The 25,699-nt window shown below is 71.6% G+C and carries 22 protein-coding genes; 18 read left to right on the top strand and 4 right to left on the bottom strand.

From position 1 onward, the window contains the following. Position 1: 1 nt before the first annotated feature. From TMZ1T_RS17210 to TMZ1T_RS17200, 3 genes are all read right to left on the bottom strand, one after another. Positions 2 to 2,170 (bottom strand): FAD-dependent oxidoreductase, encoded by a 2,169-nt coding sequence (locus TMZ1T_RS17210; protein WP_012586013.1) that lies wholly within the window; start codon positions 2,168 to 2,170, stop codon positions 2 to 4. 46 nt (positions 2,171 to 2,216) lie between these two features. After that, positions 2,217 to 3,326: a methyltransferase domain-containing protein gene (locus tag TMZ1T_RS17205; protein ID WP_012586012.1), complete on the bottom strand. Its 1,110-nt coding sequence runs from the start codon at positions 3,324 to 3,326 to the stop codon at positions 2,217 to 2,219. A 69-nt stretch (positions 3,327 to 3,395) separates the two neighbouring features. Continuing rightward, positions 3,396 to 4,544 (bottom strand): FAD-dependent oxidoreductase, encoded by a 1,149-nt coding sequence (locus tag TMZ1T_RS17200; protein WP_012586011.1) that lies wholly within the window; start codon positions 4,542 to 4,544, stop codon positions 3,396 to 3,398. A gap of 176 nt (positions 4,545 to 4,720) precedes the next feature. Between TMZ1T_RS17200 and arsS the strand changes: the two genes are divergently transcribed. The 13 genes from arsS (at position 4,721) to TMZ1T_RS17135 (ending at position 17,115) form a co-directional block, all read left to right on the top strand. After that, complete coding sequence (arsS, locus tag TMZ1T_RS17195; RefSeq protein WP_004327695.1) at positions 4,721 to 5,734, top strand: arsenosugar biosynthesis radical SAM (seleno)protein ArsS; 1,014 nt, start codon at positions 4,721 to 4,723, stop codon at positions 5,732 to 5,734. Continuing rightward, positions 5,731 to 6,435, top strand: coding sequence for a TIGR04283 family arsenosugar biosynthesis glycosyltransferase (locus TMZ1T_RS17190; RefSeq protein WP_245537197.1), 705 nt, complete (start codon positions 5,731 to 5,733; stop codon positions 6,433 to 6,435). The genes arsS and TMZ1T_RS17190 overlap by 4 nt, the downstream gene beginning before the upstream one ends. After that, positions 6,432 to 7,064 carry a TIGR04282 family arsenosugar biosynthesis glycosyltransferase gene (locus tag TMZ1T_RS17185; RefSeq protein WP_012586010.1) on the top strand — a complete coding sequence of 211 codons (633 nt, stop codon included), beginning with the start codon at positions 6,432 to 6,434 and terminating at the stop codon, positions 7,062 to 7,064. The genes TMZ1T_RS17190 and TMZ1T_RS17185 overlap by 4 nt, the downstream gene beginning before the upstream one ends. An 82-nt stretch (positions 7,065 to 7,146) precedes the next feature. Beyond that, positions 7,147 to 7,608, top strand: coding sequence for a CopD family protein (locus TMZ1T_RS17180; protein WP_004323223.1), 462 nt, complete (start codon positions 7,147 to 7,149; stop codon positions 7,606 to 7,608). A gap of 215 nt (positions 7,609 to 7,823) precedes the next feature. Continuing rightward, positions 7,824 to 9,419, top strand: a complete 1,596-nt coding sequence (locus tag TMZ1T_RS17175) for an ABC transporter substrate-binding protein (RefSeq protein ID WP_004323225.1) — start codon at positions 7,824 to 7,826, stop codon at positions 9,417 to 9,419. A 167-nt stretch (positions 9,420 to 9,586) separates the two neighbouring features. Then, the gene (locus TMZ1T_RS17170) at positions 9,587 to 10,570 is read left to right on the top strand and encodes an ABC transporter permease (protein WP_004323227.1); all 984 of its coding nucleotides are present in this window, start codon (positions 9,587 to 9,589) and stop codon (positions 10,568 to 10,570) included. Between the two features lie 26 nt (positions 10,571 to 10,596). Next, positions 10,597 to 11,556: an ABC transporter permease gene (locus tag TMZ1T_RS17165; RefSeq protein ID WP_004323229.1), complete on the top strand. Its 960-nt coding sequence runs from the start codon at positions 10,597 to 10,599 to the stop codon at positions 11,554 to 11,556. Next, on the top strand, positions 11,553 to 12,584 hold the full coding sequence (locus tag TMZ1T_RS17160) for an ABC transporter ATP-binding protein (protein ID WP_004323232.1): 1,032 nt from the start codon (positions 11,553 to 11,555) through the stop codon (positions 12,582 to 12,584). The genes TMZ1T_RS17165 and TMZ1T_RS17160 overlap by 4 nt, the downstream gene beginning before the upstream one ends. Beyond that, the gene (locus tag TMZ1T_RS17155) at positions 12,581 to 13,861 is read left to right on the top strand and encodes an ABC transporter ATP-binding protein (RefSeq protein WP_004323234.1); all 1,281 of its coding nucleotides are present in this window, start codon (positions 12,581 to 12,583) and stop codon (positions 13,859 to 13,861) included. The genes TMZ1T_RS17160 and TMZ1T_RS17155 overlap by 4 nt, the downstream gene beginning before the upstream one ends. Continuing rightward, positions 13,858 to 14,601, top strand: coding sequence for an SDR family NAD(P)-dependent oxidoreductase (locus TMZ1T_RS17150; RefSeq protein ID WP_012586009.1), 744 nt, complete (start codon positions 13,858 to 13,860; stop codon positions 14,599 to 14,601). Before TMZ1T_RS17155 ends, TMZ1T_RS17150 begins: the two co-directional genes overlap by 4 nt. Positions 14,602 to 14,660: 59 nt before the next feature. Continuing rightward, positions 14,661 to 15,284: a class I SAM-dependent methyltransferase gene (locus TMZ1T_RS17145; protein WP_012586008.1), complete on the top strand. Its 624-nt coding sequence runs from the start codon at positions 14,661 to 14,663 to the stop codon at positions 15,282 to 15,284. Continuing rightward, positions 15,281 to 16,021, top strand: coding sequence for an SDR family oxidoreductase (locus TMZ1T_RS17140; protein WP_012586007.1), 741 nt, complete (start codon positions 15,281 to 15,283; stop codon positions 16,019 to 16,021). Before TMZ1T_RS17145 ends, TMZ1T_RS17140 begins: the two co-directional genes overlap by 4 nt. Beyond that, positions 16,018 to 17,115 (top strand): DUF5924 family protein, encoded by a 1,098-nt coding sequence (locus TMZ1T_RS17135; protein WP_004324930.1) that lies wholly within the window; start codon positions 16,018 to 16,020, stop codon positions 17,113 to 17,115. Before TMZ1T_RS17140 ends, TMZ1T_RS17135 begins: the two co-directional genes overlap by 4 nt. 72 nt (positions 17,116 to 17,187) lie before the next feature. Here TMZ1T_RS17135 and TMZ1T_RS17130 read toward each other — a convergent pair whose 3' ends face one another. Beyond that, positions 17,188 to 17,610, bottom strand: a complete 423-nt coding sequence (locus tag TMZ1T_RS17130) for a CBS domain-containing protein (protein WP_004324928.1) — start codon at positions 17,608 to 17,610, stop codon at positions 17,188 to 17,190. Between the two features lie 235 nt (positions 17,611 to 17,845). Between TMZ1T_RS17130 and TMZ1T_RS17125 the strand changes: the two genes are divergently transcribed. The 5 genes from TMZ1T_RS17125 to TMZ1T_RS17105 all read left to right on the top strand — a co-directional run bounded on the left by TMZ1T_RS17125 (position 17,846) and on the right by TMZ1T_RS17105 (position 25,678). Continuing rightward, positions 17,846 to 19,426 carry a thymidine phosphorylase family protein gene (locus TMZ1T_RS17125; protein WP_004324925.1) on the top strand — a complete coding sequence of 527 codons (1,581 nt, stop codon included), beginning with the start codon at positions 17,846 to 17,848 and terminating at the stop codon, positions 19,424 to 19,426. Between the two features lie 123 nt (positions 19,427 to 19,549). Beyond that, entirely contained in the window at positions 19,550 to 20,449 is a 900-nt protein-coding gene (locus TMZ1T_RS17120; RefSeq protein ID WP_004324923.1) for a ribose-phosphate diphosphokinase, read from the top strand. 172 nt (positions 20,450 to 20,621) lie between these two features. Then, on the top strand, positions 20,622 to 21,536 hold the full coding sequence (locus TMZ1T_RS17115) for an adenylate/guanylate cyclase domain-containing protein (protein ID WP_004324921.1): 915 nt from the start codon (positions 20,622 to 20,624) through the stop codon (positions 21,534 to 21,536). 72 nt (positions 21,537 to 21,608) lie between these two features. Then, positions 21,609 to 22,604, top strand: a complete 996-nt coding sequence (locus TMZ1T_RS17110) for an efflux RND transporter periplasmic adaptor subunit (RefSeq protein ID WP_041589692.1) — start codon at positions 21,609 to 21,611, stop codon at positions 22,602 to 22,604. Next, a complete protein-coding gene (locus TMZ1T_RS17105) occupies positions 22,601 to 25,678 on the top strand; it encodes an efflux RND transporter permease subunit (RefSeq protein WP_012586005.1) in 3,078 nt (1,025 codons plus the stop codon). The genes TMZ1T_RS17110 and TMZ1T_RS17105 overlap by 4 nt, the downstream gene beginning before the upstream one ends. The last annotated feature ends 21 nt before the right edge of the window (positions 25,679 to 25,699 follow it).

Genomic DNA, 25,699 nt, shown 5'->3' with positions numbered 1-25,699 from the left:
GTCAGCCCCGCCGCCAGGCGTGGTGGCGTTCCAGCCAGCGCAGCACGCGCTGCGGCGCGTGCGCGCGCTTCCATTCGCCGGCGACCGACTTGTTGGCCTCGGCGAAGGTCGGGTAGGCGTGGATCGTGCCGAGGAGCTTGTTCAGGCCCAGACCGTGCTTCATCGCCAGCACGAACTCGGCGAGCAACTCGCCGGCGTGCTCGCCGACGATGGTGGCGCCGAGGATGCGGTCCTTGCCGGGCACGGTCAGCACCTTGACGAAGCCGCGGTCGGCGCCATCGGTGATTGCGCGGTCGAGCTCGGCCAGATCGTAGCGGGTGAACTCGAACGCGATGCCGCGTGCGTGCGCCTCGGTCTCGTTGAGCCCGACGCGGGCGACCTCGGGGTCGGTGAAGGTGGTGTGGGGCACGCAGCGGTAGTCGACGCGGAAACGGCGCAGGTGGCCGAAGAGCGCATTGACCGCCGCGTGCCAGGCCTGGTGCGCGGCGACGTGGGTGAATTGCAGGGGGCCGGCGACGTCGCCGGCGGCGAGGATGTTGGGGTAGCGCGTCTGCAGGAAGTCGTCGGTCGCCACCGTCGCGCCGGTCGGGATGCCGAGCGCCTCCAGGCCGAAGCCCTCCAGGCGGGCGCTGCGGCCGACCGCGCACAGCAGGGTGTCGAAGGCGATGCGGCGCTCGCCGCCGCTGGCGGGGTCGGCGACGACAAGGAATTTGTCTGTGCCGCCCGCTGCCGTTTCCTGCTCGCAGCGCAATGCCGCGACTCCGGTCAGCACCTCCACACCGTCCGCCTCCAGCGCGGCGCGGGCGAAGGCGCCGACATCGGCGTCCTCGCGCGGCAGGAGCTGCGGCGCGCGCCCCACCAGCACCACCTGCGAGCCGAGGCGCGCGCACGCCTGCGCCAGCTCGCAGCCGATCGGCCCGCCGCCGAGCACCAGCAGCCGGCGCGGCGGCGCGTCGAGCGCGGCGAAGGCGTCCCATACCGTGTCGCTGGTGAGGTAGCCCACCGCCTCCAGCCCGGGCAGGTCGGGCACGGTCGGGCGGGCGCCGGTGGCGATCACGATGCTGCGGGTGCTGAGCCGGCGCGTGCCGCCCTCGTTCAGCGCCACCTCCACCGTCCATGGGTCGACGATGCGCGCGCGCCCCTGCAGCACCTCGACGCCGAGCGCGCTGTAGCGCTCCACGCTGTCGTGCGGCTCGATCTTGCGGATTACCGCGCGCACGCGCGCCATCAGCCTGCGGAAGTCGATCTCCGGCTCGCCGGGCTCCAGGCCGTAGCGGTCGGCGTGGCGGATCTGGTGGGCCAGCCTGGCGCTGCGGATCAGCGCCTTGCTCGGCACGCAGCCGGTGTTGAGGCAGTCGCCGCCCATGCGTCCGGCCTCGACCAGGGTCACCTTCGCCTTCACCGCCGCCGCGATGTAGGACGTCACCAGCCCGGCGGCGCCGGCGCCGATCACCACCAGGTTGCGCTCGAAGCGCTTCGGCCGCGTCCACCCCGCATACACCCGGCGCGCCTGCACGAGCTCGACCATCCAGCGTGCGAGCAGCGGGAAGAGGCCGAGCAGCACGAAGGAGGCGACGAGGCCCGGAGACAGCACGCCGGCCAGGCTGTCCACCGCGCCGAGCTCGGTGCCCGCGTTCACATACACCAGCGTGCCGGGCAGCATGCCGAGCTGGCTCACCCAGTAGAAGGTGCGCGTGCGGATCGGGGTGAGCCCCATCAGCAGGTTGATCAGGAAGAAGGGGAAGGCCGGCACCAGGCGCAGCGAGAACAGGTAGAACGCGCCGTCGCGCGCGATGCCCTCGTCGATCGCGCGCAGGCGCGCGCCGAAGCGCGCGTGCACGCTGTCGCGCAGCAGGTGGCGCGAGACCAGGAAGGCGAGCGTGGCGCCGATGGTCGACGCGAAGGACACGATCAGCAGCCCCCAGCCCAGCCCGAACAGTGCCCCGCCGGCCAGGGTCATCACCGCCGCGCCGGGCAGCGATAGCGCGGTCACCGCCACGTAGGCGGCGAAATAGAGGGCGGCGACCAGGACCGGCGAGGCCTCGCGCCAGGCAGCGAACCCGGCCATGCCGGCCTTGAGGGTGTCGAGGTCGAGCTGGCGGTGCAGCCCGCTGGCGAAGAAGCCGGCGACGAGCGCGAGCACGAGCAGCAGCAGAAGGGGTTTCTTCATCTTCGTCCCGGGAGCGGGTGAGCCGTGCGGAGCCGTCGTGGCCCGATCAGCAGCAGGATTTGCGCGCCGCGCTGCCGAGGGTCGCGGGGACCGGCGCCGGCATTGTCGTCGGCGCCGGGTTGTCCGTGACGGTGCCGCGCGCCGCCGTGTCGAAGGGCATCGCCGGGCCCTCTGCGGTGAAGCGGCCGTAATGGCGCTCGAAGCTGCCGATGAAGTCGAAGTGCGGCCGCAGCCGGCTGTCATGCAGCATGCGCCAGGTGTTGCCGCTCACCGGTACGACCCGGCCGGCGTCGAAGCCGTGCCGCTTGTCGAGCACGAAGCGCGTGGCTTGCTCGGGCAGCGTGCCGCGATACACCACCGCCTGGCCGAAGTCCTCGCAGGCGCTCTCCAGTCCGTCTATCCGGAACAGCCGCCAGGTCGCCGAGAAGAAGCGGACGTCGCCCAGCTTCGCGGCCAGCGCGGGGTCGGTCGCCGCGAGCGGCCGGTCCTCCACGAGGCGCGGGTCGGCGAAGCCTGCGGCGCGGGCGAGCGCGAGGAAGTCGTTCCAGTACAGCGCGCCGCCCAGGCATTCGCCGTACAGCACCGGATCGTCGCGCACGGCGGCGGGCACGCGGCGGTCGGCATACACGTCCGAGAAGTAGAACTCGCCACCCCGGCGAAGCAGGCGGAAGACCTCGCGCAGCACCGCGGCCTTGTCCGGGCACAGGTTGATCACGCAGTTCGACACGATCACGTCGAAGCTGGCGTCCTCCAGGCCGAGCTCGCCCAGGCGCTCGATATAGCCCTCGAGGAAGCGCACGTTGCTGCGCGCGAAGCCGAAGGCCTCGCGGTGGTAGTCCTCGTGGCGGCGCGCGACGGCGAGCTGCTCCGCGGTCATGTCCACGCCGACGACCTCGCCACGCTCGCCAACGAGCTGGGCGAGCGCATACACGTCGCGCCCCGAACCGCAGCCGAGGTCGAGCACCCGGCAGCCTTCGAGCAGGGGCGGGCTCACCAGGCCGCAGCCGTAGTAGCGCGCGAGCACTTCGGGGTGGATGCGCCCGAGCACCGGCCTGAGCGCCGGCGGCGGGGCGCTGGCATCGCAGCAGGCCGAGGTCCTGAGGTCGGCGGAGGATTGCAGGGTGCGGCCGTAGTAGTCCTGGACGAGTTCGTGCATGGTGGGGCCCCGGGGAATAAGGGAGTGAGAAGGGAGCTTCGGGCTTTGTCGCATGTGCTCCGCGGATTCTTACACCGGCACGATAGCTGCGCGCCGGTGACGTGCAATGAATCCTCGGTCGATGCGGTCCTTCCAGCGCCACACCCAGCGCCCCTCGGCGGACCAGCGTCCCCACGAGGCGATGGCGTGGCGCGGACCGCTTGCGATCAGGTAGAGCGAACGCGGGCGCGGCCGGTAGCTGCGCACCGGCGCGCTCGCCGGGCCGCCCGCCAGTGCGGCGAGCAGGTTGGCGGCGAGCACCGGGCCGGCATGGACCGCGTGCACGCCCGAGCGCGCGAAGCCGGGGTCCGCGCGGGTGCACACGTCGCCGGCGGCGTGGATGAAAGGATGCGAGACGCTGCGATGGCCGGCGTCGACCATGACCCAGCCCGCGGCGTCGCAGGCCAGGCCGCTGCTTTGCGTCCAGGGCGGGGCGTGTGCGCCGGTGGCGGCGATCACGCAGTCCGCGGGCAGCGTTGTCGGCGCGTCGCACCCGGCGTCCACAAGCTCGAGCCCCGCAGGCGTGCCCCGTGCACGAGCCGGGTGGAGCGCGATGCCGGCCGCGGTCAGACGGCGCAGCACGCGCCACCGCGCACCTTCGGCATGGCCGGCGAGCAGCCCGCCGGGTGGCGCGACGAGCGCGAGCGCCACCGCGCAGCCGGCGCGGCGAAAGGCCTCCGCGGCGGCGAGCACGAGCTCCACCCCCGCCGCGCCGCCGCCCACCACGGCGAGCCGGCGCAGTTGCCCGGCGCGCGCCATGGCCAGCCGCTGCGGCCAGGCGGCGATGAAGGCTTCCAACGGCTTCACCGCCAGCAAGGCGTCCGTCGGCAGGGCGTCGAGCGCGCGCGTGTCGACGAGGCTGCCGACGTCGAGCGCGAGCAGGTCGAAGTCGTGCGTGGTGCCGGTGTCGTCCAGCAGCATGCGACGTTCTGCGTCGAGCGCGATCGCGGAGGCGAGGCAGAGCCGCACACCGGCTGCGTCGGCGAGCGCGCGCAGGTCGATGCGACAGTCCTCGGCGCGGTAATGGCCGGCCATCCAGCCGGGCAGCATCCCCGAGTACCATTGCCAGGGCGAGGGCGTCAGCAGCACCGCCTCCACCCCGTGCGGACGCCGTCGGGCGAGGGCCTGGAGGACCGCGAGCTGGGCGTGGCCGCCGCCGACGAGGAGGAGTCGCTTCATGGTTTCGGGCGGACAAGGAGGCGCGGATGGGGGGGTGAGGGGGGGACGGACGAGGGGAACGGTTCGAACTTCCCGAGCGTAAGCTTTTCCGAGGCAGGTACGACAAAAGACCGTGCCGGCTGCCGCGGATTCCGCAGGTGCCGAAAGAATCGACTTTCCCGATGGAGACACTCCGCATGCATGCCACCCTCCCGCTGCTCGAATCGCACCGCTTTCCGCCGCTGCGCCGCGAGGCGATCACCACGCTGCAGGTGAACCTCGGCTATCGCTGCAACCAGAGCTGCGTGCATTGCCACGTCAACGCCGGCCCCGGCCGGACCGAGATGATGGACGCCGACACGCTGGCGCTGATCCCGCGCGTGCTCGCCGCGCGCGCGATCGGAACGCTCGACCTCACCGGCGGCGCGCCCGAGCTGCATCCGGGCTTCCGTGCGCTGGTGCGGGAGGCGCGGGCGCTCGGGGTGCGCGTGATCGACCGCTGCAACCTCACCATCCTGTCCGAGCCGGGGCAGGAGGATCTCGCCGAATTCCTCGCCGAGCACGGCGTCGAGGTGGTGGCCTCGCTGCCCTGCTACGCCGCGGACAACGTCGACCGCCAGCGCGGCAAGGGCGTGTTCGAGCGCAGCATCGCCGGCCTGCTGCGCCTGAATGCGCTCGGCTATGGCCAGGCCGGCAGCGGCCGGGTGCTGAACCTGGTGTACAACCCGCAGGGGCCGGTGCTGCCGCCCGACCAGGCCCGGCTCGAGGCCGACTACCGGCGCGAGCTCGCGGCGCAGTTCGGCATCGTCTTCAACCAGTTGTTCGCGCTCGCCAACATGCCGATCCAGCGCTTCGGCTCGATGCTGATCTCAAAGGGGCAGTTCAACGCCTACATGGCGCTGCTGCGGGCCAGCCACCGCGACGAGAATCTCGGCGGGGTGATGTGCCGCACCTTGGTCAGCGTGGACTGGCAGGGGCGGCTGTACGACTGCGACTTCAACCAGCAGCTCGGACTGCCGCTGGGGGCGGAAGGGGCGCTCACGTCCGCGCAGGGGCACGACGACAGCGACGCGGCGGCGCGCCCGGGACGACTGCATCTGCGCGACCTGCTCGCGGGAGATCTCGCCGGCGCACCGATCCGCGTCGCCGATCACTGCTTCGGCTGCACCGCGGGCAGCGGTTCGAGCTGCGGCGGGGCGCTGAAGGCGTGAGTGCGGCGGTGTCGGACATGGAGGGGCGCCCGGTTTCGCTCTCCATCGTCGTGCCGATGGTGGACGAGGCGGCCACGCTGCCCGAACTGCTCACCCATCTCGCCGCTTGGCGCGACCGCGGCTGCGAGATCGTGCTGGTGGACGGCGGCAGCCGCGACGACTCGGTGGCGATCGCGCGCGCAGCCGGCTTCCGCGTGATGGTCGCCGAGCGTGGCCGCGCCAGGCAGATGAACGCGGGTGCGGCGGCGTGCGGCGGAGACATCCTGTTGTTCCTGCATGCGGACACGCGCCTGCCGGAAGATGCGGACGCGACGCTGCGGGCCGTGCAGGCCGGCCGTGCCTGGGGCCGTTTCGACGTGCGCATCGACGGGCGCCCGCGCATGCTGCGCGTGGTGGCAGCGTTGATGAACCTGCGCTCGCGCTCGAGCGGGATCGCCACCGGCGACCAGGCCATCTTCGTGCGCCGGGAGGTGTTCGAGGCGGTGGGCGGTTTCCCGGACCAGCCGCTGATGGAGGACATCGAGCTCTCGCGCCGGCTGCTGCGCGTGTCGCGCCCGGCCTGCCTGCGGGCGCGGGTGCGGACCTCGGGGCGACGCTGGGAGCAGCGCGGGGTGTGGCGCACCATCGTACTGATGTGGCGCCTGCGCTGGGCCTACTGGCGCGGCGTGCCGGCCGAGCGCCTCGCCGAGGCCTACCGGTGAGCACGACCCGTATCGTGGTGATCGCCAAGGCGCCGCAGCCGGGGCGGGTGAAGACGCGCCTGATCCCGGCGCTCGGTGCGGAAGGAGCCGCGGCGCTGGCTGCCCGCATGCTGGCGTGCACGCTGGCGGTGGCTTTCGAGGCCGCCGGGGCTGCCGATACCGCCGATCCAGCGCTCGGCGTGGTCGAGCTGTGCGCCAGCCCCGCCCCGGGCGATCCGGCCTGGCAGGGCGTCGTGGTCCCGGCAGGCCTGCGCTGGTCCGCGCAGGGCGAGGGCGATCTCGGCGCACGCATGGCGGGCGCGGCGCGGCGGGTGCTTGCCGGCGGCGAGCGCGTGCTGCTGATCGGCACCGACTGCCCGGCGCTCGACGCAGCCTGCCTGCGCACCGCGGCCGAGGCGCTCGACGAGGTCGAGGCGGTGATCGTGCCGAGCTTCGACGGCGGCTACGTGCTTCTCGGCCTGCGCCGCTTCGACCCGAGCCTGTTCGAGGGCATCGCCTGGAGTACATCGACGGTCGCGGCGGCGACCCGGGTGCGCCTCGATGCGCTGGCGTGGTCGTATCAGGTGTTGCCCGCGCTGCAAGACATCGACGTCCCGGCCGACCTCGTCCATCTTCCATCCGCCGGATGAAGCCGGGGCAAGCCGGGATCCGCCGGTGCGGGCCGGCTTTTGCGGCACAATCGGGTTCCCGATCCCACGAAGGAGAATCCCCATGGACTTCCATCCGCTGCTGCTTTTCGTGCACGTCGCCGGCGTCGTCGTCTGGGTGGGCGGGATGTTCTTCGCCTACGTCTGCCTGCGTCCCGAGGCCGCCAGCCAGCTCGAGCCACCGCCGCGCTTGCGGCTGTGGCGCGGGGTGCTGGCGCGCTTCTTCACCTGGGTGTGGGTTGCGGTGGCTGCGGTGCTGGCGAGCGGGTTGGCGTTGCTGCTGCGCATCGGCTTCGCGGCGGCGCCGCCGCACCAGCACCTCATGTTGCTGATGGGCCTGGTGATGATCGCGATCTATGTGTTCGTCTATTCCGTGCCCTACGCAGCCCTGAGCAAGGCGGTCGCGGCCGAGGAGTGGAAGGCGGGCGGTGCGGCGCTCGGGCGCATCCGGCAGCTGGTGGGGACGAACCTGACGCTCGGCTTCCTCACCATCGCCATGGGTACGATCGGGCGCTGGCTGGGCTGAGCCGCAGCGCCCGTTCGCGGCGGGGCGGTGGCCACCCATGCACACCGCTCGTCGCAACGGCCGGATCGGGGAGAACCCTGATCCTGACGCTGCGTGCTTTGCCGGCCGGCCCGGCCGGTGCAACAATCGACCGGCATGCTCGGTGCCGAGCCGGCCCGGCAGTCCCCCGGCCCACCCGTTCCTCAATCCCGGCAGCACCCGACGGAGATCGAAAAATGAACAAGACCCGACTTGCCCTCGCCCTGCCTTTCGCCCTCGCGACGCTCGCCAGCGTGGCGGCCGCCCCCGCGGCTGCACAGACCGTGCGCTGGGCGGCGGCCGGGGACGCGCTGACCATGGACCCGCATTCTCAGAACGAGGGCCCGACCCACGTCATGAACCACCAGGTCTACGACTCGCTGGTGTTCCGCGACCAGGCCATGAAGCTGGCGCCGCGGCTGGCGACCGCGTGGAAGATCACCGAGGACCCCAACGTGTGGGAGTTCAAGCTGCGCGAGGGCGTGAAGTACCACAACGGCAACCCCTTCACGGCCGACGACGTGGTGTTCTCCATCCAGCGTGCCAAGCACGAGAACTCGGACATGAAGGGCCTGCTCACCAGCGTGGTCGAGGTGGTGAAGGTCGACGAGCACACCGTGCGCATGCGCACCGACGGCCCCAACCCGCTGCTGCCCAACAACCTGACCAACCTCTTCATCATGGACCGCGAGTGGTCCGAGGCGAACAAGGTCATGCTGCCGCAGAACTACAAGGCCGGCGACGAGACCTTCGCGGTGCGCAATGCCAACGGCACCGGTCCCTTCCGGCTCGTGAAGCGCGAGCCCGACGTGCGCACCGAACTCGAACGCAACGAGGACTACTGGGGCAAGGGGACCTATCCCATGGAGGTGGCCAAGGTGGTGTTCACCCCGGTGCGCTCGGCCGCCACCCGGGTCGCGGCGCTGCTCTCGGGCGAGGTCGATTTCCTCCTCGACCCGCCGGTGCAGGACCTCGAGCGCCTGTCCGCGGCCAAGGGTATCGTGGTGCGCTCCGGGCCGGAGAACCGCACGATCTTCCTCGGCATGAACCAGGGCGCGGCGGAGCTGCGCAGCGCGGACGTGAAAGGCAGGAACCCCTTCGCGGACAAGCGCGTGCGCGCGGCGATGAACATCGCGATCAACCGCGACGCGGTGAAGCGCGTGGTGATGCGCGGCCAGTCGGTGCCCGCCGGCATCGTCGCGCCGCCCTTCATCGACGGCTACGACAAGGCGATGGACGTCGTGCCGGCGCCCGACGTCGCGCGCGCCAAGGCGCTGCTCGCCGAGGCCGGCTACCCGAACGGCTTCGCGGTGACGCTGTCCTGCCCCAACGACCGCTATGTGAACGACGAGGCCATCTGCCAGGCGGTGACCGGCATGTTCGGCCAGATCGGCGTCAAGGCGCGGCTGGACGCACGGCCCAAGAGCATCCACTTCGCCGAGCTGCCCAAGGGCGAGCTCGACCTCTACATGCTCGGCTGGGGTGTGCCGACCATGGACTCGCACTACGTCTTCCATTACCTCTACGAGACCAGGACCGACAAGGGCGGCTCGTGGAACGTGACCGGCTATTCCAGCGCGAAGGTGGACGAGCTGACCAAGGCGATGAACCGCGAGATCGACCTCGGCAAGCGCGCCGGCATGGTCGCCGAAGTGTGGAAGACGGTGCAGGACGACGTCGTCTACCTGCCGATCCACCATCAGATGCTGAACTGGGCGATGAAGGACGACATCGACTTCCCGGTGCAGTCGGAGAACTATCCCTACTTCAAGCTGTTGAAGTACAGGAAGTGATGACCCGCGGGATCGCGACTTGCGTCGCTCCTACAGAAAGCTCACCGGACGCGACGACCGCCCTGTAGGCGCGACGCCAGTCGCGATCCCCCGCTCCCCCGCCCGCGATCACGCTCCCATCCCCTCCCTCGCACCCCGCATCCAACTCCTCACTCCCGCTCCCCCGAATGCCCGCCTTCATCCTGCGCCGCCTGCTGCAGTCCGTCCTCGTCATGCTGACGGTGGCGCTGGTCTCCTTCGGGCTGTTCCGCTTCATCGGCGACCCGGTGAACAACATGGTCGGTCAGGAGGCGACCATGGCCGAGCGCGCGGCGCTGCGCGAGTCGCTCGGCCTCGACGACCCGGTGCCGGTGCAGTTCCTGCGCTTCGTCGTGAATGCGGCGCAGGGCGAGTTCGGCGTGTCCTACCGCATGGCGCGGCCGGTGGCCGACGTGATCGCCGAGCGCCTGCCGGCGACGCTGGAGCTGGCGCTGATCTCGGGCTTCGGCGCGCTCGCGCTGGGGATCGCGCTCGGCGTGTATACCGCGCTGCGCCGCGACGGCTGGCTGAGCCACGCGATCATGAGCCTGTCGCTGGTGGGGGTGTCGCTGCCCACCTTCCTGATCGGCATTTTGCTGATCTACGTGTTCGCGGTCGAATTGAAGCTGCTGCCCGCCTTCGGCCGCGGCGAGGTGGTGGACCTGGGATGGTGGACAACCGGGCTGCTGACCACCTCGGGGCTGAAGTCGCTGGTGATGCCGGCGATCACGCTCGGCCTGTACCAGCTCACGCTGATCATGCGCCTCGTGCGCGCCGAGATGCTCGAGGTGCTGCGCACCGACTACATCAAGTTCGCCCGCGCGCGCGGGCTCACCGACCGCACGGTGCATTTCGGCCACGCGCTGCGCAACACCCTGCTGCCGGTGATCACCATCACCGGGCTGCAGATCGGCTCGATCATCGCCTTCGCCATCATCACCGAGACGGTATTCCAGTGGCCGGGCGTGGGCCTGCTCTTCATCACCGCGGTGCAGTTCGTCGACATCCCGGTGATGGCGGCCTACCTGGTGCTGATCGCGCTGATCTTCGTCGTCATCAACCTGATCGTCGACCTGCTCTACTTCGTCGTCGATCCGCGCCTGCGCGTGCAGCGCACCGGGCGCGGGCAGTGAGCGCCCCCGGAACCCCGGAACCCAGCATGAGCACCGAATCCCCCACGCCCACCACCGCTGCCGCACCGCGCGGTGCGCTCGCACGCCTGCTCGACAGCGACCTCCTGCACGGCTTCCTCCGCTCGCCGATCACCGTGCTCTCGGCCTTGATCGTGCTGGCGATCCTGATCGCCGCGTTGCTCGCGCCGGTGATCGCGCCGCAGAACCCCTTCGATCCCGCCACGCTGAACCTGATGGACGGCTTCAGCCGCCCCATGCAGGCCAACGCGTTCACCGGCAACGTGTATTGGCTGGGCACCGACGCGCAGGGGCGCGACCTCTTCTCGGCCATCCTCTACGGCTCGCGGGTGTCGCTGCTGGTCGGTTTCGCGGCGGTGGCCTTCGCCGCGGTGCTCGGCATCGCGCTCGGGCTGATCGCCGGCTATCGCGGCGGCTGGGTGGACAGCCTGATCATGCGCATCGCCGACGTGCAGCTGAGCTTCCCGGCGATCCTGGTGGCGCTGCTGATCTTCGGCGTGTTCAAGGGCGTGGTGCCGCCGGCGCTGCACGACAAGGCGGCGATCTACGTGCTGATCCTGGCGATCGGCCTGTCGGACTGGGTGCAGTACGCGCGCACGGTGCGCAGCTCCACGCTGGCCGAGCGCAACAAGGAATACGTGCAGGCCGCGCGCGTGATCGGCGTGCCGGCGCCCACCATCCTGCTGCGCCACATCCTGCCCAACGTGATGGGGCCGGTGCTGGTGATCGCCACCATCGGCCTCGCGCTGGCGATCATCCTGGAGTCGACGCTGTCCTTCCTCGGCGTGGGCGTGCCGCCCACCCAGCCCAGCCTCGGCACCCTGATCCGCGTCGGCCAGGACTACCTGTTCTCGGGCGAGTGGTGGATCGTGTTCTTCCCCGGGCTGACGCTGCTGCTGCTCGCGCTGTCGGTGAACCTGCTCGGCGACTGGCTGCGCGACGCGCTCGACCCGAGGCTGCGCCGATGAACGTGCCGCACATCGACCGGATGAACGCCGGTGGCGACCTGCCGCTGCTGTCGGTACGCAACCTGCGCGTGGAATTTCCCCGCCGGCGCGGGACGCTGGTGGCGCTCGACGACGTCTCCTTCGACATCGCGCGCGGCGAGGTGCTCGGCGTGGTGGGCGAGTCGGGTGCGGGCAAGTCGCTCACCGGCGCGGCCATCATCGGCCTGCTCGAGCCCCCCGGGCGTATCGCCGGCGGCGACATCCTGCTCGATGGCGAGGCCATCCACGCGCTGCGCGGCGAGGCCATGCGGCGCCTGCGCGGACGCCGCATCGCGATGATCTTCCAGGATCCGCTCACCAGCCTGAACCCGCTATATACGGTGGGCGAGCAGCTGGTCGAGACCATGCTGACCCACCTCGACCTGACGCCCGCCGCCGCGCGCGAGCGCGCGCTCGCGCTCCTCGACGAGGTCGGCATCCCGGCGCCGGCGCAGCGCATCGACCATTACCCCCACCAGTTCTCCGGCGGCATGCGCCAGCGCGTGGTGATCGCGCTCGCCTTGTGCGCCGAGCCCGAGCTGATCATCGCCGACGAGCCCACCACCGCGCTCGACGTCTCGGTGCAGGCGCAGATCATCGCGCTGCTGCGTCGCCTGTGCCGCCAGCACCGCACCGCGGTGATGCTGATCACCCACGACATGGGCGTGATCGCCGAGACCGCCGACCGCGTCGCGGTGATGTACGCCGGGCGGGTGGTGGAGATCGGGCCGGTGGCCGAGGTGGTGCGCGCTCCGGCGCATCCCTACACCCGCGGCCTGATGGGCGCCATTCCCGTGCTCGGCGCCGAGGTCGAGCGCCTGGTGCAGATCGACGGCGCGATGCCGCGCCTGGATGCGATCCCGTCCGGCTGCGCCTTCCATCCGCGCTGCACCGAGGCCAGCGCGCGCTGCCGCGTCGAGCGCCCGGAGTTGCTGCCGGCCGGCGCCACGCGCGCGGCGTGCTGGTTGTACGCGCCGGCGCGCGAGAACACCGACGGAGGCCCGCAGTGAGCATCATCGAGCGCGCGCTCGCCAAGGCGAAGCAGGAGGACCGCGCCGCGGTCGAGCAGGCCGAGGGCCTGGTGCATCGGCCGCAGGCCGGGCAGGACGCGCAGGGAGCGGTCGCGGAGCGGACGGGCGATGTGGCGGACCATCCCGCCGTGGCGGCCGCGGTCGAAGCCGAGATCGAGCCCGCAGCGCTTGCACCGGCGCCGGCTGCGGCTGGCGCGCGCCGTGTGCGCGATGCGCGTGCCGCGGCGCCGCTGCTGTACGTCGAGGACCTGCGCTGCGCCTTCGACGTCTCCCGGCCCTGGCTCGAGCGGGTGCTCGCGCGCGAGCCGCGGCGCTGGCTGCGCGCGGTCGATGGGGTCTCGTTCGCGATCGGGCGCGGATGCACCTTCGCGCTGGTGGGAGAGTCGGGCTGCGGCAAATCCACGGTCGCGCGCCTGATCGTCGGCCTCCATGAGCCCTCGGCCGGCCGCATCGTCTTCGACGGCCGCGACGTGGCCGAGGTGCGCGGGAGCGCCGAGCGCCAGCAGCTGCGCAGCCGCTTCCAGATGATCTTCCAGGACCCCTACGCCAGCCTCAACCCGCGCTGGCGCGTGGAGCGCATCATCGCCGAGCCGATCCGCGTGTTCGGACTGGAGCGGGACGAGGCGGCGATCCGTGCGCGCGTGGCCGCTCTGCTGGGCCAGGTCGGCCTGTCGCCGGCCGACGGCGCGAAGTATCCGCACGAGTTCTCCGGTGGGCAGCGCCAGCGCATCTGCATCGCGCGTGCGCTCGCCAACCGGCCCGAGTTCCTCGTCTGCGACGAGCCGACCTCGGCGCTCGACGTGTCGGTGCAGGCGCAGATCCTCAACCTGATGCGCGACCTGCAGGACGAACTCGGGCTCACCTTCCTGTTCATCAGCCACGACCTCGCCGTGGTGCGCCACATGGCCGACGAGGTGGGCGTGATGTACCTCGGCCGCATCGTCGAGATCGCTGCCAGTCGCGCACTGTTCGAGCGCCCGCGCCACCCCTACACGCGCATGCTGCTGGCGGCCATCCCCGACTTTTCCCGCCGGGGTCGGGGCGACGATGCGGTGCGTGGCGAGGTCCCCAACCCGATCACCCCGCCATCCGGCTGCAGCTTCCACCCGCGCTGCCCGCTCGCGGACGCGCGCTGCCGGGGCGAGGCGCCGGTCCTGCGCGAGCTCGACGACGGCCGGCGCGTGGCCTGTCATGCGGTGGAGGAGGGGCGCGACACGATCGAGGCGGGCGCGGAGATCTGCACGGAGGTGTCATGAGCGGCGGTACGAGCGAGGCGGCGCGCGCCGAGGTGCGCATGGAGGAAGCCGGCGGCAGGACGCTCGCCGTGGTCGTGGGCGGCGGCGGTGGGGTGGGCGCGGCCGTGGTCGCCGCGTTGCGCGAGGCGGGTGGCCACGACGAGGTCCTTGCCCTCGGGCGCCGGAGCAGCCCCGCGCTCGATCTGCTCGAAGAGGCCTCGATCGCCGCTGCGGCCGCCGCGGTGCGTGCGCGCGGCGTGCCGACCCTGGTCTTCGACGCCACCGGTTTCCTGCACGGCGCGGGCATGGAGCCGGAGAAGAGCTGGCGCGAGCTCGATGCGGCCCACCTGGCGCACGCGTTCGCGATCAACGCGATCGGCCCGGCCCTGCTGATGAAGCATTTCCTGCCGCTGCTGCCGCGCGACCGCCGCGCGGTGTTCGCCACGCTGTCGGCGCGCGTGGGCAGCATCGGTGACAATCGGCTCGGCGGCTGGTACGCCTACCGCGCCTCGAAGGCGGCGCTCAACCAGCTGGTGCGCACCGCCGCGGTCGAGCTGCGCCGCAGCCGGCCGCAGGCGATCTGCGTGGCGCTGCATCCGGGCACGGTCGACACCGGGCTGTCGGCGCCCTTCGCCAAGTCCGGGCTGCAGGTGCAGGCCCCCGCCGAGGCGGCGGCGCGCCTGCTCGCGGTGATCGAGGGCCTCGGGCCGGGCGACTCGGGCGAATTCTTCGACCATCGCGGCGAACCCGTGCCGTGGTGACCGCCGCGCCGCCGCGGCGCTTTCAGGGACCAGGGATGAACGCACAGGAACAGGAACACATGTGGTCCACCCGCTATCGCAGCGCGGGCGAGGACTACGTCTTCGGCACCACCCCCAACCGCTTCCTCGCCGCACAGGCGGCGCTGCTCGCAGCCGGCGCCAGCGCGCTCTCGGTGGCCGACGGCGAGGGGCGCAACGCGGTGTGGCTGGCCGAGCAGGGGCTCGCGGTGACCGCCACCGAGATCTCCCCGGTGGCGCTGGAGAAGGCGCGCAAGCTTGCCGCCGGCCGCCATGTCGAGGTCGACTTCGTGCTCGCCGACGCGGTCGAGTGGGACTACCCGGAGGCCGCCTTCGACTTCGTGGTGGCGATCTTCATCCAGTTCGCCGACCCGGCGCAGCGTGCGCGCATCTTTGCCGGCATGGCGCGCGCGTTGAAGCCGGGCGGCCACCTGATCCTGCAGGGCTACACGCCGCAACAGCTCGAATACCGCACCGGCGGCCCGTCCGCGGTGGAGAACCTGTATACGGCCGCACTGCTGCGCGAGGCCTTCGCCGGGCTCGACATCGTGCATGTGCAGGAATACGAGGACGTGCTGGAGGAGGGTGTGGGCCACAAGGGGCGTTCGGCCCTGGTCGGCCTGGTCGCGCGCCGTCCGCCCGCGCTGGGGGAGGGGCGCCGATGAACGCGATGCGCGCCGTACTCACCGGACACAACCGCGGCCTCGGCGAGGCGGTCGCCGCGGAGCTGCTCGATCGCGGCATCGCGGTGCTCGCGCTCGCACGCCGCAGCAATCCCGCGCTCGCCGCCCGCCACGGCGAGCGCCTGCGCGAGGTCGCGCTCGATCTCGCCGACGCCGCGGCGCTCGCCGCCTGGCTCGGCTCGGGCATGCTGCAAGGCTGGCTCGCCGACGCCGACGAGGCGCTGCTGATCAACAACGCCGGCACCCTGCAGCCGATGGGACCGCTCGCGCTGCAGGACCCGGCGGCGGTGGCGCGTGCGGTGGCGAGCAACGTCGGCGCGCCGCTGGCGCTCGCCGCCGCCTTCGCCGCCGCCGAAGGCCCGCAGGCGCGCCGCGTGCTGCATGTCTCCAGCGGTGCGGCGCGCAAGCCCTACCCGGGCTGGAGCGTGTATTGCGCCACCAAGGCCGCGCTCGACCACCACGCCCGCGCGGTGCAGCTCGACGCCGTGCCGGGGCTGCGCATCTGCGCGCTCGCCCCGGGAGTGATCGATACCGGCATGCAGGCCGAGATCCGCGCCAGCACGTCGGAACGCTTCCCGCTGCGCGACCGCTTCGCCGAGATGCAGGCCAGCGGCGGTCTGGTCGCCCCGGCCGAGTGCGCGATGCACCTGGTCGACTTCCTGCTCGACGAGGACTTCGGCCGCGAGGCGGTGGCCGACCTGCGCGACCTCGGACGATGAAGGACGAGTCCTACCCGACGACCGAGGCCCTGGTCGCCTCGCTTCAGGAAACCGAGTCGGCGCCGGGGACGAGTGGGAGCCGCCTCGCCCGCCTGAAGCGGCGCGGCCTGTGCGTGGTGGTGTGGCTGCGCCGCCATCCCGGGCTGATCGCCACCTTCGGCTTCGTCTCCGGGGTGTCGAGCTTCTTACTGGTCGAGCGCCACGAGGGTGTGGCGCGCGCGATGGCGGTGGCGATGCTGGCGGGCTGGCTGCTGCTGGTGCTCGAGCGCGTGCTCGACCGCGCGCTCGAGCGGCGCTTCGGTTTCGGCCTGCCGCCGGCGCTGGTGCGCTACCTGACCCAGTTCACCCACCAGGAGAGCCTGTTCTTCGCTCTGCCCTTCTTCTTCGCGAGTACCTCGTGGAACAGCGGGCAGGCGGTGTTTACCGGCGCCCTCGGGCTGATGGCGCTGGTGGCGATCCTCGACCCGGTCTACTTCGGCCGCCTGGCGACACGGCGCTGGCTCTTCCTCGGCTACCACACGCTGACCCTGTTCGCGCTGCTGCTGGTGGTGTTCCCGCTGGTGCTGCAGGTGCCGGCGCTGGCGAGCTACCAGCTCGCGCTCGCGCTCGCGGTGGTGCTGTCCTTCCCGACGCTGACCGGGGCGATCAGCGTGCCGCGCTGGTGGCGCGGGCTGCTGGTGCTGGCGCTGCTGGCCGCGCTCGGCGCTGCGGGCTGGCTGGCGCGGCTGTGGGTGCCGCCGGCCACGCTGCGCCTGACCCAGGTCGCGGTGACCAGCGTGGTGGACGAGGCGCAGCGCGCGCCCGCCGAGAGCCTGCGCCAGATCGAGGCCGGGCAGCTGCTCGCCGAGGGCCTGTACGCCTACACCGCGATCCATGCGCCGCTGGGCCTGTCGGAGAAGGTCGTGCACGTGTGGCGCCACGAGGGACGCGTGGTGGACCGTATCGAGCTGGAGGTGAACGGCGGCCGTGCCGAGGGCTACCGGGCGTGGACGCGCAAGCGCAACTTCCCGGACGACCCGCGCGGGCGCTGGCAGGTGCAGGTGCTCGCCGCCGACGACCGCATGATCGGCACGCTGCGCTTCAGGGTGGAGTGAAGAAAAGGCCCGCGCGCCCCTGCCGTGGTGCGCGCGGGCCTGGACGTCTTGCCGGCCGGCTTGCCGTGGCGGCTAGCAGATGCGTTCCCAGAGGCTCTGCTCGTCCTCGAACTGGTCGAGCTCCAGGCCCTTGAAGTCGCTGCGCGAGACGATGCCGACCACCTTGCCGTCGACCACCACCGGCAGGTGGCGGTAGCCGCCGTCGCACATCATGTGCAGCGCGTCGATCGCCTTGTGCTCGGGGTCGATGGTGTCGGGCTTCGCCGTCATGACCTCGGACAGCTGCACCTTGGCCGGGTCGCCGCCGTTGGCGATCACCTGCACCGCGTCGCGGCCGGTGAAGATGCCCTTGAGGTGCGCGCGCGCGTCGGTCACCAGCACCGCGCCCACGCTGCGTTCGCACATGCTGCGGCAGGCCGTCTGCACGGTGTCCGTGGGACGCAGCATCAGCGGGTTCTGGTCCTTGACGATGAAGGAGATGTTGCGGTTGGTCATGGCGGCCTCCTCTTGTTCTGCTTGGTGTGATTTCTGTCACACCATAGGACGAATACCGGAGCGCGATCTTGATATTGGTTAAGGTTCATGGGTATCGATCGAAGGGGCCTGGTGGCTTCGGCACGGTCTCGCGGTGGCGAGAGACTCGCCGCGCCGCCGATCGCCGCCGTCGTGGCGCCGTCTGCGTGTGAACTGCGTCCTGTTTCGTCTGTCCATGCGGGTGTAGGCTGAATTTATGGAACCACAAGCCGGACCGCTTCCCGCCACCGCCGAGTCGGCCTCTCCCCTGCGCCTGCGCAGGGTGGCGATCGATACCTGGCGCGAGAACGTCGCCTACCTGCACCGCGACTGCGCGATCTATCGCGCCGAGGGTTTCCAGGCCCTTTCCAAGGTCGAGGTGCGGGCCAACGGGCGCCGCATCCTCGCCACCCTCAACGTCGTCGACGACGGCTGCATCGTCGAGCCCGAAGAGCTCGGGGTGTCGATCGACGCCTTCTTCCAGCTCGGCGTCGACGACGGCCATCCGGCGATGATCGCGCAGGCCGAGCCGCCGTCCTCCATCCCGGCGCTGCATCGCAAGATCGCCGGCGAGCGGCTCGCCCGTGAGGACTTCCGCGCCATCGTCCGCGACATCGCCGAGCACCGCTATTCCAAGATCGAGCTCACCGCCTTCGTGGTCGCCACCAACCAGGGCGAACTCGATCGCGAGGAGGTCTCTTTCCTCACCGAGGCGATGGCGGCGGTGGGCGACCGCATCGACTGGCACGAGCGCCCGGTGGTGGACAAGCATTGCATCGGCGGCATCCCCGGCAACCGCACCTCGATGCTGGTGGTGCCGATCGTCGCCGCGCACGGCATGCTGTGCCCCAAGACCTCCTCGCGCGCGATCACTTCGCCCGCGGGGACCGCCGACACCATGGAGGTGCTCGCGCGCGTCGAACTGCCGACCGAGGAGCTGTCGGGCATCGTGCGCGAGCATCGCGGCTGCCTCGCCTGGGGCGGCACCGCCAACCTGTCGCCGGCCGACGACGTGCTGATCTCGGTCGAGCGTCCGCTGTCGATCGACTCGCCCGGGCAGATGGTGGCCTCCATCCTGTCCAAGAAGCTCGCCGCGGGTTCGACCCACCTGGTGCTCGACATCCCGGTGGGACCGACGGCCAAGGTGCGCTCGATGGCCGAGGCGCAGAAGCTGCGCAAGCTCTTCGAGTTCGTCGCCGGGCGCATGAACCTGACCATCGACGTGGTCATCACCGATGGCCGCCAGCCGATCGGCAGCGGGATCGGGCCGGTGCTGGAGGCGCGCGATGTAATGCGCGTGCTCGAGAACGACCCGCGCGCGCCCTACGACCTGCGCCAGAAGGCCTTGCGTCTGGCCGGGCGCATGCTCGAGTTCGACCCCGACGTGCGCGGCGGCGACGGCTTCGCGATCGCGCGCGACATCCTCGACTCGGGTCGCGCGCTGGCGAAGATGGACGCGATCATCCGCGCCCAGGGCGCGCGCGCCTTCGACCACAACGCGCCGCAGCTCGCCCGCCTGAGCTTCGAGGTGTGCGCCGAGGCCGACGGTGTGGTGGTGGCGATCGACAACCACCAGCTCGCGCGCATCGCCCGCCTGGCGGGGGCGCCCAAGATGCAGGGCTCGGGCGTCGATCTGCTCAGGAAGCTCGGCGAGCCGGTGGGCAGGGGCGAGCCTCTCTACCGCGTCCACGCCGACTATCCGGCCGATCTCGAGTTCGCCCGCCAGGCCAGCGTGCGCGCCAGCGGCTACGCGCTGGGGACGGCGGATGGTGTGCCGCATCTGTTCGTGGAGTTCTGAACTCGACGTTGCCGAGGCGACGTGACAGGCTTCCGGGCGGACCGCGGACCGCGTTCCGTTTTGCAGCCGGGGCGTGAATTTCTGCGCGGCGACCGCCGCCGCACGGCGTGTAATCTTCCGCCAATGAGTACTGAAGACACCCTGCTGCTGCATTTCGACGACGAGCGCGAGGAAGCCTTGCGCCTCGCGCGTGCGGCGGGACTCGAGGCGGCGGAGATCGAGCGCCACCGCTTCCCCGACGACGAGTTGCGCCTGCGCCTGCCGGCCGAACTGCCGGCCAACGCGGTGCTGTTCCGCAGCCTGCACCGTCCCAACGAGAAACTGCTCGAGCTGCTGCTGGTGGCGCGCAGCGCCGGGCGCGGCGGCGTGCGCCACCTCATCCTGGTCGCGCCCTATCTGGCCTACATGCGCCAGGACAAGGCCTTTCATCCGGGCGAGGTGGTGAGCCAGCGCATCGTCGGCGGATTCCTGGCCGGGTTGTTCGACGGCGTCATCACGGTCGATCCCCACCTGCATCGCATCTCCAGCCTCGCCGAGGCGATTCCGGTGCCGCATGCGGTCGCGCTCTCGGGCGCCGGCCTGCTCGCCGACGTGGCGGTCGCGCGCCGCGACCGCCCGCTGCTGGTGGGGCCGGATGCCGAGTCGGCGCAGTGGGTCGAGACCGCGGCGCGGCGCCACGGGCTCGATGCCATCGTGTGCACCAAGCTCCGCCACGGCGACCGCGAGGTCGATATCGCGCTGCCCGAGGGCGCGCAGGTGGCCGGGCGTGCGGTGGTGTTGCTCGACGACGTCGCCAGCTCCGGGCACACCCTCGCGCGTGCGGCCGAGCGCCTGCGCGCGGCGGGTGCGGCCTCGGTCGATGTCGCGGTCACCCACGCGCTGTTCGCCGGCGACGCGCTCGAGGTGATCCGTGCCGCCGGCGTGGGCGAAGTCTGGAGCACCGACTGCATCGCCCACCCGAGCAATGCCGTTCACATCGCGCCGATGCTGGCCGAGGCCCTGCGGGCCGTCCTCGCCGACTAGCGTCCTGCAGCGCGCACCCGGCCCCGCGCGTGCCTTGCCGCGGGCGCATCGTCGCGTGCGCGGCGATGACGATCACGGTCCTTAATGCTAGGATTCTTGCTTGCGCACTGCAGCGAGCCCCGCTTTTCGGGGTCGCGGGCAGTGCCCGCACATCCGTCGGGGCAGGAATTCAGTGGAGCAAGCGGTCAGGACCGTGATCTTCGCCGATCTGACAGGCAGCACAGGCCTGTTCGAATCGGCTGGCAACGTGGCGGCGACGCAGATCGTCACCCGGTGCACGCACGCGCTCGGCCGCCACCTCGCCTGTGCCGGCGGGCGCATCGTCAAGTATCTCGGCGATGGCGTGCTGGTGCTGTTCGACGATCCGGTCGCCGCGGTGCAGGCGGCTTCGCGCCTGCAGGACGTGCTCGAGGAGCTGGCCAGCGCCGAGCTGCGGCGGGCTCCGATCGGGGTCAAGACCGGCATCGCGCTCGGCCCCATCGTCGAGCATGATGGCGACTGCTACGGCGATCCGGTCAACGTCGCCGCGCGCCTGAGCGATCGCGCCCAGACCGGCGAGACCTTGATCGGCGAGGCGGTGTTCGCCAGCCTCCCCGAGGGGCTGCGCGTGGCCTGCCACAGCCTCGACCGCATCAGCATCAAGGGCAAGGCCGAGCCGATGCGCGTGTGGCGGGTGGACTTCGCCCGCACCGCGGAGACCACGCTCACCACGCTGCTCGGTTTCGACGACCTCGTCGCGGGCGTGCGCCCGGTGCGCCGGGTCGATCTGGAGCGCCTCGACCAGCGCGTCGAACTGCACGCCGACGATCCCCCGCTGATTCTCGGGCGTGGCGACGGTGCCGGCTTCCCGGTCGAGGACGCGCGCGTGTCGCGCCGCCATGCGCGCCTGGAATGGACCGCCGGGCAGTGCGTGCTCACCGATTTCAGCAGCAACGGCAGCTGGGTGCGCCTGCGCGGCAACTCGGCGCCCGTGGTGCTGCGCCGCGACAGCTGCACGCTCTACGGCGAGGGGGAGATCGGCCTCGGCGCCGCCCCCGACGATTTCACCGCACCCACGCTCTCCTTCCGCGTCATAGACGAAGGCTGAGGGCCCATGCACGACGGGTCTGCGGGTGCGCCCGCCGTCTGCGGCCTCGCCCATGCATTGCGGTGTGTTCCGATGCGAATCCTGAGTATCCTCCTGCTCCTGCTGCCTTTCTGTGCGACCGCCCAGGACTGGAGCGCGCGTGCGCTCGGCGAGATCGCGGTGTATCCCGAGTTCCGCGCCCCGGCGAGCGTGGTCGCGGGCGAAGAGGCGCGCATCGCCGCCGAAGTCGGCGCGCGCATCGTCGCGATGCCGGCGCGTACCGGCGTGGAGGTCGCGCGCGGCACCGAGCTGGTGCGCCTGGACGAGGCCGCCTTCCGCATCGAGCGCGACCGCGCGCGCGCCCAGGTGGCGCTGATCGACAGCCGCATCGGGCTGGCGCGCGCCCAGCTCGACCAGGCGCGCGCGCTCGCCGGACGCGGCTTCATCAGCGCCGACGGCCTGCGCATCCGCGAGACCGAACTCGGCGTGCTGCAGCGCGAGCGCGACGCGGCACGCGCGGCCCAGGCCGCCACCGAGCTCGCGCTCGCCCGCACCGTGATCCGCGCGCCTTTTGCCGGCGTGGTGCGCGAGCGCCTCGCCGCGGTGGGCGATCTCGCCGCCCCCGGCACGCCGATGCTGAGCCTGGCGGCGAGCGCCGGCGCCGAGGTGCACGCGCGCGTGCCCGCAGCGCAGATAGACGGACTGCTCGCCGCTGCGCCGCCGGTGCTGGTCGCGGGCGGCGCGGAACATGCGCTGCGCATCGTGCGCGTGTCGCCGGTGCTCGATGCCGCGGGCCAGGCGCGCGACGTGATCCTCGCCGCCGCGCCCGCGCTGCCGCCGGGCCTGGCCGGCGAGCTGCGCTGGCGCAGCGTCGTGCCGCACCTGCCGGCCGCCTACCTGCAGCAGCGCGAGGGCCGCCTCGGCGCCTGGCTGGTGCGCGGCGGCGAGCCGGCGTTCGTGGCGCTCCCCGACGCGCAGGCCGGCCGCCCCGTCGCGGTCGACTGGCCCGCGGACACCCGGGTGGTGGACGCGGGGCGCTTCGCGCTCGGACTGCGGGCGCCGACCGCGGCGGCCGGGGGCTCGCGTTGAACGGCTTGTACCGGCGGCTGATCGACAATCACCCGCTCGCCAACATCGCCTTCGTGATGGTGCTGCTCGGCGGCCTGTTCAGTTATCTCTCCATGCCGCGGGCGCAGGACCCCGAGATCAACTTCAACTGGGTCAGCATCGTCACCGCGCTGCCCGGCGCCTCGGCGGAGGACGTCGAGCGCGACCTCACCGGGCCGCTCGAGGACGCACTCAAGCAGGTCAAGGACATCCGCTTCAGCTCCTCGTCCAGCCGCGAGGGGGTGTCGTCCATCCTGGTGCGCTTCGAGGAGCTCCCCGAGCGGGTGTTCGACAAGCGCGTGAACGACCTGCGCCGCGAGATCCAGAACAAGGCCTCGGCAGAGCTGCCGCCGGACGCCAACGACCCCGTGGTGGTCGAGTTCACCAGCTCGAACGGCTTCCCGACCGCGATCCTGGTGCTCCATGGCGCCGGCGGCGAGACCCTGCGGCGCGCAGGCTTCGTGATGAAGAAGGAGCTCGAGGGCCTGGACGGCGTGGACCAGGTGATCGCCGCCGGCCTGGAAGATCCGCAGCTCCACGTCGATTTTGATCCCGCCCGGGTAGCGGCGTCCGGGTTGTCGGCGCTGCAGGTCGCCGACAGCGTGGCGGCCTGGTTCCGCAACACCCTCGCCGGCCGGGTGCGGGTGCAGGACCGCGAGTGGCTGGTGCGCATGGAGGGCAAGACGCCCGACCCCGAGGCGCTCGCCCAGGCTGCGGTGGTGACGCCGGCGGGCCGGGTGGCGCTCGACGAGGTTGCCAGCGTGGCGCGCGGCCACGAGCGTCCGGGCCAGCTCGTGAGCTACAACGGCGCGCCGGCGCTGATGCTGTCGATCACCAAGGATGCCGACGCCAACACGCTCGAGCTGGTCGAGCGCCTGCAGGACTTCGCTGCCCGGCGCAACCCGCTGCTCGCCGACCAGGGCGTGCAGCTGCGCCTGATCGACGACCAGACCCACGCCACCCGCCACGCGATCGGGGTGATGGAGTCGAACGCGGTGTTCGGCCTGTTCGCGGTGCTGGCGATGTGCTGGATCTTCCTCGGCTCGCGCCTGTCGGTGCTGGTCGGGCTGGGCGTGCCGTTCGCGCTTGCCGGCACCTTCATCGCGGTCGACCTGATCGGCTCCACGCTCAACCTCACCGTGCTGCTCGGGGTCGTGATCGCGCTCGGCATGCTGGTCGACGACGCGGTGGTGATCGTCGAGGCGATCTACTACCGCCTGCAGCGCGGCGATCCTCCGCACGAGGCGGTGGTGGCCGGGGTGGAGGAGGTCGGCCTGCCGGTGCTGTCCTCGGTGCTGACCACCATCGCCGCCTTCCTGCCGCTGATGCTGCTGCCCGGCATCCTCGGCAAGTTCATGTTCGTGGTGCCCTTCGTGGTGACCGTCGGCTTGCTGGTCAGCCTGGTCGAGGCCTACTGGATCCTGCCCACCCACATCCTGGCGCTGCGCCCGCAGCCGGCGCAGCGGCCCTCGCGGTCGCAGCGGCTGCGCGAGCGCTTCACCCTGCGCATCCGCATCGCCTATGCGCGTGCCCTGGTGGCGGTGATGCGCCGCCGCCGCCTCACCGTCGCGGTCCTGGTGCTGATGATGGCGGGTGCCGGCGCGGCGGTGGCGACCGGCCTGGTGCGCGTGCAGTTCTTCGCCTTCGACTCGATGCGGCTCTTCTATGTGAACGTCGACATGCCTGCCGGTGTCGTGCCCCAGCGCACGCTGGCCGAGGCCGAGCGCGCGGTGAAGGTGCTGGGCGAGACGATCGGCGCCGACGAGCTGCGCGCGGTCGCGGTGTATGCGGGCCTGAAGTTCACCGAGACCGAGCCGGTGTATGGCGACCAGTACGCCCAGGTGCTGGTCTCGCTGCTGCCGCGCGCGGCCGGCGGGCGCGATACCGGCGAAATCATCGACGCGGTGCGTCCGGCGATCGAGGCGCTCGCCGGCGAAGCGAAGCTCTCCTTCATGGAGATGAAGGGCGGGCCGCCGACGGCGAAGCCGATCTCGGTGAAGATGAAGTCCGACGACTACCCGCAGCTGCGCGCCGCGGCCGATGCGCTCCTCGCCGAGGCGGCAAAGCTGCCCGGGGTGCGCGATCTCACCGACGACGATGTGCCCGGGCGCGGCGAGATGCGCCTCGCGCTCGATCGCGAGAAGCTGGCGCGTGCCGGGGTGCAGCCGGCCGAGGTGGCGCGCTTGCTGCGTTTGTACGGCGAGGGCGAGATCGTTGCCACGACGCGCGACGGCGGCGAGAAGGTGGAGGTGGTGGTGCGCGCCCGCCAGGAGAGCCTGGATGACGTCACCGGGCTGCTGCAGCGCCCGGTGCCGCTGGCCGACGGGCGCAGCGTGCAGCTGGGCGAGCTGGTGAGCCGGCAGCTGCTGCTGTCGAAGGGCTACATCCGCCACTACCAGCTCACGCGCGCGATCACCGTCGAGGCCGAGCTCGATCGCGAGCGCCTCGACACGGTCGAAGCCAACGACCGCCTGAAGGCCGCGTGGGCGCAGCTGCAGCCGCGCTTCCCGGGCGTGGAGCTGGATTTCTCCGGCGAACTGGAGGACATCCAGGAGAGTCTGGATGCGATGGGCAAGCTGTTCGCGCTCGGCGTCGGGCTGATCTACCTGATCCTCGCCACCCAGTTCCGCAGCTACTGGCAGCCGCTGATCATCCTGCTGACCGTGCCGCTCGCCTTCACCGGGGTGGTGCTCGGACTGCTGGTGTCGGGCAATCCGCTGTCGCTATACACGCTGTATGGGGTGATCGCGCTCACCGGCATCGCGGTGAACTCGGCGATCGTGCTCATCGACGCCGCCAACGAGCGCCGCGCCGTCGGCATGAGCGTGCAGCACGCCGCGATCTACGCCGCGCGCCGGCGCGTGGTGCCGATCCTGATCACCTCCACCACCACCATCGGCGGGCTGCTTTCGCTGGCGATCGGCCTGGGCGGCAAGTCGCTGATGTGGGGACCGGTGGCGGCGAGCATCGTGTGGGGGCTGGGTTTTTCCACGGTGCTGACCTTGTTCGCGGTGCCGCTGGTGTATCGGATGGCGATGCAGCGCGGTGGCGGCTAGAATCGCGCTCCCGCCACCACC

Source organism: Thauera aminoaromatica (genome assembly GCF_000021765.1).
GTDB lineage: Bacteria > Pseudomonadota > Gammaproteobacteria > Burkholderiales > Rhodocyclaceae > Thauera > Thauera aminoaromatica.
Note: the sequence above shows the minus strand (reverse complement) of the source record. Positions and strands in the feature narration are given on the sequence as shown.

What these genes read in the sequence shown, in the direction of transcription:
- TMZ1T_RS17210 (WP_012586013.1), bottom strand. Translation starts at nt 2,170, where the DNA reads ATGAAGAAACCCCTTCTGCTGCTGCTCGTGCTCGCGCTCGTCGCCGGC.
- TMZ1T_RS17205 (WP_012586012.1), bottom strand. Translation starts at nt 3,326, where the DNA reads ATGCACGAACTCGTCCAGGACTACTACGGCCGCACCCTGCAATCCTCC.
- TMZ1T_RS17200 (WP_012586011.1), bottom strand. Translation starts at nt 4,544, where the DNA reads ATGAAGCGACTCCTCCTCGTCGGCGGCGGCCACGCCCAGCTCGCGGTC.
- arsS (WP_004327695.1), top strand. Translation starts at nt 4,721, where the DNA reads ATGCATGCCACCCTCCCGCTGCTCGAATCGCACCGCTTTCCGCCGCTG.
- TMZ1T_RS17180 (WP_004323223.1), top strand. Translation starts at nt 7,147, where the DNA reads ATGGACTTCCATCCGCTGCTGCTTTTCGTGCACGTCGCCGGCGTCGTC.
- TMZ1T_RS17175 (WP_004323225.1), top strand. Translation starts at nt 7,824, where the DNA reads ATGAACAAGACCCGACTTGCCCTCGCCCTGCCTTTCGCCCTCGCGACG.
- TMZ1T_RS17170 (WP_004323227.1), top strand. Translation starts at nt 9,587, where the DNA reads ATGCCCGCCTTCATCCTGCGCCGCCTGCTGCAGTCCGTCCTCGTCATG.
- TMZ1T_RS17165 (WP_004323229.1), top strand. Translation starts at nt 10,597, where the DNA reads ATGAGCACCGAATCCCCCACGCCCACCACCGCTGCCGCACCGCGCGGT.
- TMZ1T_RS17160 (WP_004323232.1), top strand. Translation starts at nt 11,553, where the DNA reads ATGAACGTGCCGCACATCGACCGGATGAACGCCGGTGGCGACCTGCCG.
- TMZ1T_RS17150 (WP_012586009.1), top strand. Translation starts at nt 13,858, where the DNA reads ATGAGCGGCGGTACGAGCGAGGCGGCGCGCGCCGAGGTGCGCATGGAG.
- TMZ1T_RS17145 (WP_012586008.1), top strand. Translation starts at nt 14,661, where the DNA reads ATGTGGTCCACCCGCTATCGCAGCGCGGGCGAGGACTACGTCTTCGGC.
- TMZ1T_RS17140 (WP_012586007.1), top strand. Translation starts at nt 15,281, where the DNA reads ATGAACGCGATGCGCGCCGTACTCACCGGACACAACCGCGGCCTCGGC.
- TMZ1T_RS17135 (WP_004324930.1), top strand. Translation starts at nt 16,018, where the DNA reads ATGAAGGACGAGTCCTACCCGACGACCGAGGCCCTGGTCGCCTCGCTT.
- TMZ1T_RS17130 (WP_004324928.1), bottom strand. Translation starts at nt 17,610, where the DNA reads ATGACCAACCGCAACATCTCCTTCATCGTCAAGGACCAGAACCCGCTG.
- TMZ1T_RS17125 (WP_004324925.1), top strand. Translation starts at nt 17,846, where the DNA reads ATGGAACCACAAGCCGGACCGCTTCCCGCCACCGCCGAGTCGGCCTCT.
- TMZ1T_RS17120 (WP_004324923.1), top strand. Translation starts at nt 19,550, where the DNA reads ATGAGTACTGAAGACACCCTGCTGCTGCATTTCGACGACGAGCGCGAG.
- TMZ1T_RS17110 (WP_041589692.1), top strand. Translation starts at nt 21,609, where the DNA reads ATGCGAATCCTGAGTATCCTCCTGCTCCTGCTGCCTTTCTGTGCGACC.